At 69.1% G+C, this 13,097-nt stretch carries 13 protein-coding genes; 9 read left to right on the top strand and 4 right to left on the bottom strand.

The window, feature by feature from the left end:
* Positions 1–55 precede the first annotated feature (55 nt).
* Positions 56–733, bottom strand: a complete 678-nt coding sequence (locus ACIPV5_RS02440) for an ABC transporter ATP-binding protein (RefSeq protein ID WP_400339440.1) — start codon at positions 731–733, stop codon at positions 56–58.
* A complete protein-coding gene (locus ACIPV5_RS02435; RefSeq protein ID WP_400339437.1) occupies positions 730–1,800 on the bottom strand; it encodes an FtsX-like permease family protein in 1,071 nt (356 codons plus the stop codon). The genes ACIPV5_RS02440 and ACIPV5_RS02435 overlap by 4 nt, the downstream gene beginning before the upstream one ends.
* 163 nt (positions 1,801–1,963) lie before the next feature.
* Here ACIPV5_RS02435 and ACIPV5_RS02430 point away from each other — a divergent pair, with 163 nt between their 5' ends.
* Positions 1,964–3,148, top strand: a complete 1,185-nt coding sequence (locus tag ACIPV5_RS02430; RefSeq protein WP_400339434.1) for a sensor histidine kinase — start codon at positions 1,964–1,966, stop codon at positions 3,146–3,148.
* A complete protein-coding gene (locus ACIPV5_RS02425; RefSeq protein ID WP_400339431.1) occupies positions 3,145–3,771 on the top strand; it encodes a response regulator in 627 nt (208 codons plus the stop codon). The genes ACIPV5_RS02430 and ACIPV5_RS02425 overlap by 4 nt, the downstream gene beginning before the upstream one ends.
* Positions 3,772–3,826: 55 nt before the next feature.
* Here ACIPV5_RS02425 and ACIPV5_RS02420 read toward each other — a convergent pair whose 3' ends face one another.
* Positions 3,827–4,798 carry a LacI family DNA-binding transcriptional regulator gene (locus ACIPV5_RS02420; protein WP_400339429.1) on the bottom strand — a complete coding sequence of 324 codons (972 nt, stop codon included), beginning with the start codon at positions 4,796–4,798 and terminating at the stop codon, positions 3,827–3,829.
* Between the two features lie 152 nt (positions 4,799–4,950).
* On the opposite strand from ACIPV5_RS02420, the gene ACIPV5_RS02415 reads away from it, so the two are divergent.
* From ACIPV5_RS02415 to ACIPV5_RS02385, 7 genes are all read left to right on the top strand, one after another.
* On the top strand, positions 4,951–6,483 hold the full coding sequence (locus ACIPV5_RS02415; protein WP_400339427.1) for a mannitol dehydrogenase family protein: 1,533 nt from the start codon (positions 4,951–4,953) through the stop codon (positions 6,481–6,483).
* Positions 6,480–7,484, top strand: coding sequence for an L-idonate 5-dehydrogenase (locus tag ACIPV5_RS02410; protein ID WP_400339424.1), 1,005 nt, complete (start codon positions 6,480–6,482; stop codon positions 7,482–7,484). The genes ACIPV5_RS02415 and ACIPV5_RS02410 overlap by 4 nt, the downstream gene beginning before the upstream one ends.
* A gap of 59 nt (positions 7,485–7,543) precedes the next feature.
* Complete coding sequence (locus tag ACIPV5_RS02405; RefSeq protein ID WP_053098285.1) at positions 7,544–8,935, top strand: MFS transporter; 1,392 nt, start codon at positions 7,544–7,546, stop codon at positions 8,933–8,935.
* Positions 8,936–9,019: 84 nt separating this feature from the next.
* Positions 9,020–10,246, top strand: coding sequence for a D-mannonate dehydratase ManD (gene manD / locus ACIPV5_RS02400; RefSeq protein ID WP_056275744.1), 1,227 nt, complete (start codon positions 9,020–9,022; stop codon positions 10,244–10,246).
* The gene (locus ACIPV5_RS02395) at positions 10,236–10,889 is read left to right on the top strand and encodes a bifunctional 4-hydroxy-2-oxoglutarate aldolase/2-dehydro-3-deoxy-phosphogluconate aldolase (protein WP_400339421.1); all 654 of its coding nucleotides are present in this window, start codon (positions 10,236–10,238) and stop codon (positions 10,887–10,889) included. Before manD ends, ACIPV5_RS02395 begins: the two co-directional genes overlap by 11 nt.
* Positions 10,886–11,845, top strand: a complete 960-nt coding sequence (locus ACIPV5_RS02390) for a sugar kinase (protein WP_400339418.1) — start codon at positions 10,886–10,888, stop codon at positions 11,843–11,845. Before ACIPV5_RS02395 ends, ACIPV5_RS02390 begins: the two co-directional genes overlap by 4 nt.
* A gap of 40 nt (positions 11,846–11,885) precedes the next feature.
* Positions 11,886–12,647: a Pr6Pr family membrane protein gene (locus ACIPV5_RS02385; RefSeq protein WP_230101131.1), complete on the top strand. Its 762-nt coding sequence runs from the start codon at positions 11,886–11,888 to the stop codon at positions 12,645–12,647.
* 18 nt (positions 12,648–12,665) lie between these two features.
* Here ACIPV5_RS02385 and arr read toward each other — a convergent pair whose 3' ends face one another.
* On the bottom strand, positions 12,666–13,085 hold the full coding sequence (arr, locus tag ACIPV5_RS02380) for an NAD(+)--rifampin ADP-ribosyltransferase (protein ID WP_072590412.1): 420 nt from the start codon (positions 13,083–13,085) through the stop codon (positions 12,666–12,668).
* Between the last annotated feature and the right edge of the window lie 12 nt (positions 13,086–13,097).

The raw sequence follows: 13,097 nt of genomic DNA, 5'->3' as shown, positions 1-13,097 counted from the left end.
TACTCCGCGGTCACAGGATCGCCTCATACCCATCTCACCCGGTCGCCGGGTCCGCTTACCGCGTGACGCGACCGTCCACGAGGTGCAGCACCCCGTGCATGCGCGGCAGGTGCACGAGGTCATGGGTGACGAGCAGCGTCGAGGTGTTGCGCTCATCGGTGAGTCGGAGGATGAGGTCGATGATCTTCGCTCCGCGCTCCTGGTCGAGAGCGCTGGTGGGCTCGTCGACCAGAAGCACGCTCGGATCGTTCATGAGCGCTCGCGCGATGTTGACTCGCTGACGCTGTCCGCCGGAGAGCTGGTGCGGCCTCTTGTGACCGTGCTCGGCGAGGCCGACCGCGGCGAGCAGCTCATCCGCATGCGCGGACGCCTCTGCGCGACGGCGTCGGCTGTGCGGGGCGCCGAGCTCGTTCATGACGCTCAGCTGCTCTCGGGCCGTCAGAGAGGGGATGAGGTTGGGCTGCTGGAAGACGATCCCGATCCGGTCCCGCCGCAGACGCGTCGCCTCGGCCGGACTGAGGGCCGTGACGTCGTTCCCGTCGATGAGGATCTCGCCGGAGTCCGGACGCAGGAGAGTGCCGGCGACGGCGAGCAGACTGGACTTTCCCGAGCCGCTGGGCCCCGTGATGCCGGTGACGGTTCCGGGGTGAGCCGTGAGTGAGACACCGTCCACGGCGGTCACCCGCGAGTCACCGTCGGGGAAGGTCAGAGTGATGTCGTTCAGGCGGATCATCGGTTGCTCCCGAGGGCGGTGAGAGGGTCGGCGGAGGTGACGGAGCGCAGGGCGAAGGCGGCGCCTGCGAGGCCGAGGGCGATCATGATGCCGCCCGGAAGGATGGTCGTGACAGGACTCAGCAGGAACGGGAGGGCGGTGCCCGCGAGCAGGCCGAGCGCGGTGACCATGCTCAGCCCGATGCCGATGCCCGCCAGCAGGACGATCAGCGCCTGCCCCAACGCGTCTCGGATCAGGGAGCGCGTGCTCGCGCCGAGCGCTTTGAGGACGGCGACATCGCCCTTGCGCTGCATCGTCCAGACGGTGAAGAACGCCCCGATGACGAGTCCCGAGATGCCGAACAGCATGCCGACCATGAGCAGGAGCGATCCGATCTCGGAGCGGAAGGCGCTGAGTGCCGTCAGCGATCCGAGCGTCGTCTCGGAGATCGTGTCGTTCGCCGCATCCGCGGCATCCCAGTCGGGGGCTCCCGTGACTGCGAGGACCGTGGCGTAGGCGCCGGGGTTTCCGGTGGATGCCGAGTACGCCTGCCAATCCTGCAGGGTCATCTGCACGACCGGAGTGTGGCTGTACCAGGCATCTCCCTCGATCGACTCGACGTCGTAGGAGACGCCCGCGATCTCGATCTGCTCGCCGACCTTCGCGGCGAGCGCGTCCGCCGCGGGCACCGACAGGCGCAGCCGTCCGTTCTCGGAGGGGGCGGCAGCGTCGAAGCCGGGCTCGACACCGAACACCGCGATCGCCGCCCGGGTGTCGTCCGTCTCGGCGCGGGTCTGACTGATGCCGAGGGGGCGCGCGTCGGTCACCCCTGCCGTCTGCGCCCAGTCGTTCGTCTGCTGCTCGGTGATGGCGGAGTCCGCGAAGCTGGCCGCACCGTCGCCGCCCGAGGGTGCGGAGAACACGATGCGGTCTGCGGGGAGCGCGAGCACGCCCGAGACGTTCTGGATGGCGAGGCCCCCCGTCAGTCCGCTGAGGAACCCGACGAGCAGGGTGATGAGGGCGACGACGGAGCCGATGAGGATGAATCGCCCCTTGGCGAAGCGGAGATCGCGTAACGCGACGAACATTGTGGTGCCTTTCCTGTCTCCGATGCGGTGACCATTCCACTTTCGCCGTCGGCCCATTCGACGTCATCGGCCACTCGACGAGCCTTTCGCACCCGGAGTGAGGACGCCTCGATCGTCCTTTCGGACGATGCCGCGGTGCGCTCGTCGGCGTAGAGTTCGAGCCATGGCGCATACCGCTCTGACCCCGGTGTTCGTGGGTCTGCGGACCGGTCTCCACGTCCTCTTCTTCGCCCTGACGGGGGTCGTCATCGCGCGGGCCGTGCTCGACCCGTCGGAGTCGAGCGCGTCCGCGATCGTCCTGGCGCTGATCGTCGGCGCGACGTATGCGTCGGGTGTGCTGCTCGCTCGTCTCTCCCGCGGACGACGGCTGACGTCACTGATCTGGCTCGCCCTGCTCTCGGCGGAGTGGTTGGGCCTGCTGTGGGTGAGCGCCGACGCCGCCTACCTCGTGTTCCCCCTGTTCTTCCTGTTCCTGCACCTTCTGGGGCGCTGGGCGGGATCGGCGGCGATACTGACCGCGACGATCGTCGCCGTCTGCGCCCTCGGCATCCACGGCGGGTGGAGCGTCGGCGGCGTGGTCGGCCCGTTCGTCGGCGCCGGCGTCGCCCTCCTGATCGGCCTCGGCTACCAGGCCCTCGCGAGAGAGGCCCAGCAGCGCGAGGCTCTGGTCAGCGAACTGCTGGCGACCCGCGGACAGCTCGCCGCGCGCGAACACGAGTCGGGGGTCCTCGCGGAGCGCGCCCGGCTCGCCCGCGAGATCCACGACACACTCGCGCAGGGACTCTCCAGCATCCAGATGCTGCTGCACGCCGCGGAACGCGCCGATGACACCCGACCGGGCATCGAGCACATCCGGCTCGCGCGCGAGACGGCCGCCGCGAACCTCGTCGAGGCTCGGCGATTCATCCGTGAGCTGACCCCACCCCAGCTCGACGACCAGACCCTCGGCGGGGCGCTGCGCCGACTGGCGCGAACGCAGTGGGCGACGCAGGGACTCGATGTCCAGGTGCGGGTGTCCGACGCTGTCGTGCTGCCCATGCACCTGCAGACGGCACTGCTGCGCATCACGCAGGGAGCCATCGCCAACGTCATCCAGCACGCTCACGCGACGACGGCGACGGTCACCATCGGCATCGTGAACGACCACCTGCGCTTCACGGTCGAAGATGACGGAGACGGATTCGACGCGGAGCTCCCTGCGCCGGGGACCGCTGAGAAGTCCGACTCGTTCGGTCTGCGCGCCACCGCCGAGCGAGTGGAGCAGCTCGGGGGAAGACTCGTGATCGACACGGCATCCGGGCGGGGAACGACGCTCACCGTCGACCTCCCCCTCACGGAGTTCGTATGATCCGCCTCGTGATCGCCGACGACCACCCCATCGTCCGAGCCGGTCTCCATGCCCTGTTCAGCCTGGAACCGGATCTCGAGGTGGTCGCGGAGGCGGCAACGCCTGATGAAGCGGTCGCCTGCGCGGAGCGCGAGAATCCCGACGTGGTGTTGATGGACCTCCAGTTCGGCTCTCAGACGGCGACCACGGGTGTGGATGCGACGCGACGCATCCGGGCGCTCGAAGCGCCGCCCTACGTGCTCGTGCTCACGAACTACGACTCGGATGCCGACATCCTCGGCGCCGTCGAGGCCGGTGCGAGCGGCTATCTGCTGAAAGATGCCCCGCCGCACGAGCTGACCGCCGCCGTGCGCGCGGCGGCCGCCGGAGAGAGTGCTCTCGCGCCGGTGATCGCCTCCCGCCTGCTGGATCGCATGCGCGCGCCGCGCGTCAGCCTCAGCAGCCGCGAGATCGAGGTCCTCGAGCTCGTCGCCGCAGGACGTTCGAACAGCGAGGTCGCCGACGAGCTCTTCGTCAGCGAGACGACCGTGAAATCGCATCTCGCGCACATCTTCTCGAAGCTCGATGTCACCTCACGCACCGCTGCGGTCTCGGCGGCCCGCCGAAAGGGCATTCTCCGCTGACACGGGCCGCAGTCCGCGGTACTCACCTGTCGGACACGGTGCGACGGTGGGCGACTCAGCGGGAGTCGTCAAGCGGCGGAGCGGTCGAGGCGCGCACGATCAGCTGCGACCCGAGGGTCACGACGTCGTCGATCGCGGTGCCGTTCATCGCCTGCAGAAGCAGGTCGACGGCGAGCGCGCCACTGCGTTCGATCGGCATCCGCACCGTCGTGAGCGCCGGGGTGACCGCACCCGCGAGGTCGATGTCATCGATGCCGACGATGCTGATGTCGGCGGGGCACCGCTTGCCCAGCTCGAGCAATCCGGCCTCGAGTCCCAGGGCGACGAGGTCGTTGTAGGCGATGACGGCCGTGGCGCCACTCGCCGCCGCCGGTGCGGCTGCGGCCCGTCCGCCCTGAATGGACGCGGCATGGTGGCTGAGCCCGGTGAGACGGATGCCGTGGCGCTCGCACGCTCGCGCGACGGTGTCGGCGCGGCGCACATCGGCCCATGATCCGCGCGGACCGGCGGCGTAGGCGATGTGCGTGTGCCCGAGGGCGGCGAGGTGCTCGATCGCCTGCGCAGGTCCGTGCTCGGTGTCCATGAGCACGCACGGTGCGCCGTCGATCTGCCGGTTGACCACGACGTAGGGGGTGTCTCCGACGAGGTCGAGCACGTCGGCGTCGGGCAGACGGGGTGAGCACAGCAGCATGCCGTCGAGCTTTCGGGCCTGCTCGATCTGCTCGCGTTCGCGGCGCAGGTCCTCGTCGGCGTCGAAGAGCACGATGCGATGGCGTCCGTGCCATGCCTGCCCCTGGATCGCCTTGAGCAGAGTGGTGTAGACGGGGTTGGCGACGTCGGGCACGACGACCCCGAAGGTGCGCGTGGCGGTGGCCGACTGCGACGCCGCGTAACCGAGCTCCCCCGCCGCTTCGAGCACGCGGCCGAGGGTGTTCGGGGCGAGGCGATCGGGCTCCCCGAAAGCACGCGATGCGGTCGCGATGGACACGCCTGCGCGTCGTGCCACATCCGTCAGCGTCGCTGCCATGTCGTTCTCCCGCCCTCGCAGGCAATCCTACGATCCTCCACCTCGATGTAAAACTGCTTGACAAGTTTGTACAAACACTGCACACTGATTTGCATGACGATCAACGCCGATCACCCTCAGCGGTGCGCGGCCCCGAGCGAAGGAGCCACCGCGTGAGCATCCCAGCACCGGCCCTGCGCCGCACGACCTCTGCCACCGCATCCCCGCTGGTCGCTCCGACGGCCCCCGGCATCCTGCACCTCGGCCTCGGCAGCTTCCACCGGGCACACCAGGCGGTCTATACGGCAGCCGCGCTGCAGTCCGCGGGCGGCGACTGGGGCATCGTCGGTGTCGCCTCGCGTTCGCGCACCATCGTCGACGCGATGCACGCCCAGGACATGCTCTACACGGTCGCGACCATCGCCCCGGGCACCACGTCACTCACCATCCCCGGTGTGCACGCCGACGCCTTCGTCGGCGCCGAGCAGCCCGAGCGCGTCGTCGCACAGATCGCCGACCCCGGCATCCGCATCGTGACCCTCACCGTCACCGAGAACGGCTACAGCTACTCCCCCGCCACGCAGCATCTCGACCTCGACGACGACACCGTGCGGTCCGACCTCCGCGGCGGTGCCGCCCGCTCGACCATCGGCCAGCTCGCCCGTGGCCTGCAGGCCCGTGCCGCAGCCGGTGGAGCGCCGATCTCGATCCTCAGCTGCGACAACCTCTCGGCCAACGGCGCCCACACCGAGAAGCTCGTCCGAGAGTTCCTGCACGAGCTGCCCGGATCCGAAGGCGCCGACACCCTCGCCTTCCTCGACCGCGCCGTGTCGTTCCCCTCGAGCATGGTCGATCGCATCGTGCCCGCAACCACCTCGGAGCTGCGCACCCGCGTCGACACCCTGCTCGGCGCCCGCGACGACATCCCGGTGCCCGCCGAGCCGTTCACGATGTGGGCGATCGAAGACCGCTTCGCCGGCGGGCGCCCCGCCTGGGAGGCCGGCGGCGCCGTGTTCACCGACGAGGTCGGACGCTACGAGCAGATGAAGGTGCGACTGCTCAACGGCACGCACTCACTGATCGCCTACCTCGGCGCGCTCAGCGGAGTGGGGACGATCCCCGAGGCCATCGGGCTCGACGGCATCGAGAGCGCGGCGCGCGCCGTGCTGCGTGACGAGTACGAGCCCTCGATCGAGGTTCCGTCCGGCGTCGACATCCGCGCCTACGAGAGCGAGCTGTTCGAGCGGTGGGCCAACAGCGCCCTGGGTCACCGCACCAGCCAGGTCGGTACGGACGGCTCGGTCAAGCTGCGCCAGCGCATCCCGGAGCCCGCCCTGCGGGCGCTGCGGGACGGCGGGATGCCCCACCTGATCGCCCTCACGGTCGCCGGATACCTGTCGTGCATCGCGCCGCTGCCCGGATTCGACCCCGGCCTGCACGCCGCCGCGATGACCGACGGCGCCCGTGAACGCCTGGCGGGATTCGCGGCGACCGCGCGCAGCGGCCGCGAGCTCGCACAGCGCGTGATCGGCGAGCTGCACCTGTTCGGTGATGGACTCGGATCACAGGATGCGTTCATCGCGCGCGTCGGCGAGCTCGTCGACACGATCCAGCGGCGCGGCGTCGACGCCGCGATCGCCGATGCCGTCTCGGCATCCCAGACCACCACACCATCACTCACCCGCGCAGAGGAGTTGCAACCATGAAGGCTCTCGCCATCCACGGCAAGGAAGACATCCGCTGGGAGGACCGCGAGGTCCCGACCCCCGGCGACGGCGAGGTCCGCCTCCGCGTGAACTTCGTCGGCATCTGCGGCTCCGACCTGCATTACTACTTCCACGGAGCGAACGGCGAGTACACGATCCGCGAGCCGCTCACCCCCGGCCATGAGCTGTCGGGTGTCGTCGACCTCGACCCGTCCGGCCGCCTGCAACCCGGCACCCCCGTCACCGTGCACCCCGCGCGCTACGGCGCCGAGGTCCCCGGGCTCGAAGACCACCCGCACCTGCGTCCCGGCGGCGACTACTTCGGCAGCGCCGCCGCGAACCCCCACCGGCAGGGCGGGGCATCCGAGCTGCTGATCGTCGAAGACCACATGCTGCGCGTGCTCCCCTCATCCCTCCCGCTCGAGCGCGCAGCCCTCGCCGAGCCGCTGGCCGTGGCGATCCACGCCGTGAGCCTCGCCGGAGACATCACCGGCAAGCGGGTGCTCGTGATCGGCGCGGGACCCATCGGACTCCTCGTCGTCGCTGCGGCACTCCACGCGGGCGCCGCGGTGGTCGGCGCGAGCGACGTGCGTGAAGAGCCTCTCGACCGCGCGACGTCCCTCGGCGCGACCGAGGTCTCGCTCGTCGGTCGCGACACCATCGAGAACGAGTCCTACGACATCGTGTTCGAATGCTCCGGCGTCGGAGTGGCCCTCACCCAGGCGGTGCGCGCCGCCCGCCGCGTCGGCACCATCGTGCAGGTCGGGATGCTGCCGAACGCCGACATCGGAGTGAACCTCGCGCCGATGCTCGCCAAGGAGCTCACCATCCGCGGCGCCTTCCGCTTCTCGACCGAGATCGACGACGCGGTCGCGCTGCTGGCCGAGTCCGACGCCCTCGACTCCGTCATCTCGCACGTCCTCCCGGCATCCGACGCCGTCCAGGCCTTCGAACTCGCTCGCGACTCGTCCGCCTCGGCGAAGGTCCTGCTGGCCCTCTAGCAACACCCTCCGCGCTCCCCGCGCACCCCACCCGATCCTGGTCCGAAGGAGTACCTCCCATGTCCGAACCGCAGACGACCGCCACGGTCGCCGATCCTGCCGCGAAGAGGTCGGTGCGCGACCTCGTGCGCGCCGCCATCTCCGGATGGCTCGGCACGGCCCTCGAGTTCATGGACTACCAGCTCTACTCGCTGGCAGCCGCCCTGGTCTTCGCCGATCTGTTCTTCTCGTCCGAGAACCCCGCCGTGGCCGTGGTCGCCGCGATGGCCACCTACGGCGTCGGCTACGTCGCCCGCCCGGTCGGCGCATTCTTCTTCGCCCGCCTCGGCGACAAGACCGGTCGCACGAAGGTCCTCTTCTACACGATCCTCCTCATGGGTCTCGCGACCACCCTCATCGGATTCCTTCCGACCTACTCGCAGGTGGGCGTCCTCGCCCCGATCCTCCTCGTGCTGCTCCGCATCGCGCAGGGCTTCGGAGCCGGAGCCGAGATCTCGGGTGCGGGCGTCATGCTCGCCGAGTACGCCCCCGCCAAGCGCCGAGGCATCATCGCCTCGCTCGTCGCACTGGGCACGAACTGCGGAACCCTGCTCGCCTCAGGCATCTGGGCGATCCTGCTCGTCGCGTACAGCGAAGACGAGGTCATCGCCTGGGCGTGGCGCATCCCGTTCATCGCCAGCGCCGTCATCATGCTCTTCGCGATCTGGGTGCGCTTCAACCTCAAGGAGACCCCGGTCTTCGAAGAGCGCGACGACGTCGTCGACGGCAAGGCGCTCTCGCGTGAAGAGGTCGTGAAGCTCGCCACCGAGACCAACGACATCCGCACGCTCGAGGCGATGAACCGCAAGCCCTGGAAGGCGTTCTCGATCGCGCTCCTGCTGCGCTTCGGCCAGGCCGGCAACTCGGGCATGATCCAGACCTACCTGATCAGCTACATCACCGTCGTGCTGCTGCTCGACCGCTCGATCGGCGTCAACGCCGTGATCGTCTCGTCGCTCGTCGCCTTCATCACGGTGCCCCTGTCGGGCTGGCTCGGCGATCGCTTCGGCCGCAAGCGCATGTACATGGTGTGGGCGATCATCGCGCTCATCATCATCGTCCCGACCATGCTCATGATCAGCAGCAAGGACACCGTGCAGGTCTTCGTCGGCTACGTGGTGCTGCACAACCTCGCGGTGATGAGCTTCGCGTCGCTCGAGAACCTCACGCTCCCCGAGCTCTTCGGATCCCGCAACCGCTACACGTTCACGGCCATGGCACGCGAGATCGCCGCCATCGTCGCGACCGGTGCGGGCCCCGTCATCGCCGCCGCGTGGGTGTCGGCCGTCACCGGCTCGTTCATCCCGATCATCATCATGCTGTTCATCTTCACGCTGTGCGCGCTCATCGCCTCGATCTGGATGCCGGAGGTCGCCGGTCGCGACCTCACCGATCCGCGCGACGCGATCTGATCGGACCGCTCTTCACGACCAGGGGTGCGGGCGCCCGAACGCCCGCACCCCACACCTCATTCCGCACCTCCAGGAGAGAACGACATGACCATCGAGATCGTCGACGTCACCATCACCAGCCCCGGACGCAACTTCGTCACGCTCAAGATCACGACCTCCGACGGCATCGTCGGCCTGGGCGACGCCACTCTGAACGGCCGCGAGCTCGCCGTCGCCTCGTACCTGTCCGACCACGTCGCCTCGATGCTGATCGGTCGCGATGAGGACAGGATCGAAGACACCTGGCAGTACCTCTACCGCGGCCCGTACTGGCGTCGCGGGCCCGTCACCATGGCGGCCATCGCCGCGGTCGACATGGCACTGTGGGACATCAAGGCGAAGAAGGCCGGGATGCCGTTGTACCAGCTTCTCGGCGGTGCCAGCCGCGAGGGCGTCCGCGTCTACGCGCACGCCTCGGGCACCGACTACGCCGCCCTGAAGAACGCGATCACCGGATACGAGGAGCTCGGCTTCACCGCCGTCCGCGTGCAGACCGGTGTTCCCGGCCTCGGGCAGATCTACGGCGTCTCTGCCGCAGGCCCCGGCGTGCGCTACGACTACGAGCCCGCCAAGCGCTCGGGCGACCGCCCCAGCGAAGAGACCTGGGACACCCGCAACTACCTCAACCACATGCCGGGGATCTTCTCGCAGATCCGGGAGGACTTCGGCACCGACCTCCGCATCCTGCACGACGGACACCACCGCATGTCGCCGATCGAGGCCGCGCGCTTCGCGAAGGACATCGAGCCCTACGACCTGTTCTGGCTCGAGGACTGCACCCCCGGCGAAGATCAGACCGCCCTGCGGCTCGTGCGTCAGCACTCGACCACGCCGCTCGCGATCGGCGAGGTCTTCAACTCGGTCTTCGACTATCAGACCCTCATCACCGAGCGCCTGATCGACTACGTGCGCTCGGCGGTGACCCACACCGGTGGCATCACGGCCATGAAGAAGCTGCTCGACTTCGCCGCGATCTACGGCATCAAGTCCGGCATCCACGGGCCGACCGACATCTCGCCGGTCGGCATGGCCGCGGCACTGCATCTCGACCTGGCGATCCACAACTTCGGCATCCAGGAGTACATGCCGCACAACGAGCAGACGCTCGAGGTGTTCCAGACCTCGTTCACGTTCGACAAGGGCTTCCTGCACCCCGGCGACCAGCCCGGTCTCGGTGTGGACCTCGACGAGGATGCCGCGGCGGGCCACGAGTACACCAAGGCGTACCTGCCGGTGAACCGTCTGCTCGACGGGACCGTCCATGACTGGTGACGTGCGACGGGTCGCCCTGCCCCCGCGCACGGTCGACTCGCGCCTGATCGTCGTCGCCCGCGCGAAGCGGGCGGAGGACTACGACGCCGTGCTCGACGTGCTCGTCGATGCCGGCATCCGCAGCGTCGAGCTGACGCTGACCACACCGGGCACGTTCGAGCACTTCCCGCACCTGCTCGCGCGGTTCGGCGACACGATCGACCTCGGCATCGGCACCGTCACGAACGCCGTGGACCTGGCACGGGCGATCGAGGTGGGGGCGGCCTACATCGTGACCCCGATCACCTCGCGCGACTTCGTCACACACGCGACGGATGCCGGTGTGCCGATCGTCCCGGGCGGACTCACGCCGACGGAGCTGTTCGCCTCGTGGTCTGCCGGAGCATCCGCGGTGAAGGTGTTCCCCGCGGGGCAGGTCGGACCCGCGTACCTGAAGGATCTGCGCGGCCCTTTCCCCGACCTCGTCGCCGTGCCTTCGGGGGGAGTCGATCTTGCCGGGGCCGAGGCGTGGCTGCGTGCCGGTGCGGTGGCGGTGAGCGTCGGCGGGCCGCTGCTCGGCGACGCGTTCGCCGGCGGTGACCTGCATGCCCTGCGGGAGCGCGCCGCGTCATTCGTCGACGTCTGCGCGCGGAGCGCCGAGTGACCACCTCGTCGCCGTCCGTCGTCACGCTCGGAGAGACGATGGCGCTCGTGCGCACGACCGAGATCGGCTCGCTGCGTCATGCGAACTCGATGGCGTTCGGCATCGGCGGTGCTGAGAGCAACGTCGCGATCGGACTCGCGCGACTCGGAGTCACGACCTCGTGGCTGGGCCGCGTCGGCGACGACTCTCTCGGCGAGCGCATCGTCCGAGAGATCCGCGGTGACGGCGTCGACGTGCGCGCGATCGTCGACCCGGATGCCGCGACCGGCCTCATGGTGAAGGAGCGCCCGTCTGCGGCATCCACCGCGGTGCACTACTACCGTGCGGCGTCAGCCGGATCGCGGCTGCGACCGGAGGACCTGCCCGACGGGTGGGTCGAGGACGCGTCGCTGCTGCACATCACCGGGATCACTCCGCTGCTGTCCGAGACGGCCCGGTCCGCCGTCCACTCAGCCATCGATCGTGCTCGGGCAGCCGAAACGATCGTGAGCTTCGACATCAACTACCGGTCGGCCCTGGCGTCGCCCGATGTCGCCGGGTCCGTGCTGCGCGAACTCGCGGAACGTGCCGACATCGTCTTCGGCGGCGACGAGGAGTTCGCCATCCTGTATCCCGGCACCTCGGCAGCGGATGCCGCGGAACGCCTGCGGGAGGCCGGATGCGCGACGACCGTGCTCAAGCAGGGACCTGACGGCGCCTCGGTCCTCACCGCCGGATCGGTGGTCGACTCGCCGGGGTTCACGATCGAGCCGGTCGACACGGTCGGTGCGGGCGATGCGTTCGTGGCCGGGTATCTGAGCGCCCTGCTCGACGGCCAGGCGGTCGATGCGGTCCTGCTCCGGGCGAATGCCTGCGGCGCCATGGCCTGCCTCGTTCCCGGCGACTGGGAGGCGGCACCGACTCTGCGCGACCTCGAGCGCTTCCTCGACGCCGGCTCCGACCCGGTGCGCCGCTGAATCGGCGTTGACGCCGCCTCAAGACGCGTAGCCTCGAAGGATGTCCAAAGCCGTCGCCTCCCTGTCCACGGCTTCCGCCCTCCCGGAGTCCGTGCCCCGTCGCACCCCGTTGTTCTCCCGCGCCGCGGTGAACTTCCGACCGGCCGCACTCGTCTACCGGGTCGTGGCGCTCGCCATCATCCTCACCGGTGTCATCCGGCACTCCGACATCCTGACCGGTCAGCCGGCGTGGACGACCCTGCTGTTCTACACGATGGTCAGCAACCTCCTGTGTCTCGCGTGGGTGCTGCTCCTCCTCGTCCGCACGGTCGGCGATCTGCGTCAGCGCGGACGGTTCGGCACATCGACGCCCAGCGCGCGCGGCAGCGGAGCGGTGATGTTCGCGATCACCGTGACCATGCTGATCTACCTGATCGTGCTCGTTCCCTCGAGGTTCGCCGACGGCGACGCCGAGATCTTCTCACTCACCGACAACCTGATCCACATCATCACGCCCGTGCTGGTGATCGTCGACTGGCTGGTCTTCGTGCCGAAGGGATCGTTCCGGTGGATCGATCCTCTGCTGTGGACGCTGCTCCCCTACGTGTATCTGACCTGGGCTTTCGTCTACGGTGCGCTCGGCGGCGAGTTCACACCAGGACAGGCGTATCCCTACCCGTTCATGGATGTCGACGTGCTCGGGGTCGCGGGCGTCGCTCAGTGGATCATCGCCCTCACGGTCGCTCTCGTCGCGGTCGGCTTCGTCTTCGTCATCATCGACCGCGTCCTCGGATCGCTCGCCCGGCGGTTGGTCCGACACTGAGACGCCCCGCGCCGGCGCTCAGTTGATGATCTCCGCGCGGTCGTCGGCGTGCAGCGCCGCGAGCCGTTCGCGCCATGCGGCGAGCGCCTCGGCCGAGAGGCGGGTCCAGTCGAGCACCTCGCGGACGACCCTCAGCGGCTCCGCGCTGCGATAGGAACGGGTCGGATTGCCGGGGAACTTCTTGTCGGTCACATTCGGGTCGTTCTCGAAGTCCCCGGTCGGCTCGACCTCGTAGACCCGCGGCTCGCGATCACCCGGCGCGAGTTCGGCGGCGAGCCCCGCACCGTCGGCCACGGCGGTGAAGTAGATGTGGTTCATCACGATCTCGGGCCGGTAGTTCGACGGATATCCGGCGGTCAGCAGGTCGCCCGGTCGCAGGTCTGCCTTGGTGCCGTGGAAGAAGGGGCCGTCATCCAGTGCGTCGCTCACCCGCAGCATCCTATGACTGCG

Source organism: Microbacterium sp. NPDC090014, assembly GCF_044748285.1.
Taxonomy (GTDB): Bacteria; Actinomycetota; Actinomycetes; order Actinomycetales; family Microbacteriaceae; genus Microbacterium.
Note: the sequence above shows the minus strand (reverse complement) of the source record. Positions and strands in the feature narration are given on the sequence as shown.

Bases quoted from the DNA above. Each gene is read 5' to 3' on its own strand.
- ACIPV5_RS02440 (WP_400339440.1), bottom strand. From the start codon at position 733: ATGATCCGCCTGAACGACATCACTCTGACCTTCCCCGACGGTGACTCG.
- ACIPV5_RS02435 (WP_400339437.1), bottom strand. From the start codon at position 1,800: ATGTTCGTCGCGTTACGCGATCTCCGCTTCGCCAAGGGGCGATTCATC.
- ACIPV5_RS02430 (WP_400339434.1), top strand. From the start codon at position 1,964: ATGGCGCATACCGCTCTGACCCCGGTGTTCGTGGGTCTGCGGACCGGT.
- ACIPV5_RS02425 (WP_400339431.1), top strand. From the start codon at position 3,145: ATGATCCGCCTCGTGATCGCCGACGACCACCCCATCGTCCGAGCCGGT.
- ACIPV5_RS02420 (WP_400339429.1), bottom strand. From the start codon at position 4,798: ATGGCAGCGACGCTGACGGATGTGGCACGACGCGCAGGCGTGTCCATC.
- ACIPV5_RS02410 (WP_400339424.1), top strand. From the start codon at position 6,480: ATGAAGGCTCTCGCCATCCACGGCAAGGAAGACATCCGCTGGGAGGAC.
- ACIPV5_RS02405 (WP_053098285.1), top strand. From the start codon at position 7,544: ATGTCCGAACCGCAGACGACCGCCACGGTCGCCGATCCTGCCGCGAAG.
- manD (WP_056275744.1), top strand. From the start codon at position 9,020: ATGACCATCGAGATCGTCGACGTCACCATCACCAGCCCCGGACGCAAC.
- ACIPV5_RS02395 (WP_400339421.1), top strand. From the start codon at position 10,236: ATGACTGGTGACGTGCGACGGGTCGCCCTGCCCCCGCGCACGGTCGAC.
- ACIPV5_RS02385 (WP_230101131.1), top strand. From the start codon at position 11,886: ATGTCCAAAGCCGTCGCCTCCCTGTCCACGGCTTCCGCCCTCCCGGAG.
- arr (WP_072590412.1), bottom strand. From the start codon at position 13,085: ATGCTGCGGGTGAGCGACGCACTGGATGACGGCCCCTTCTTCCACGGC.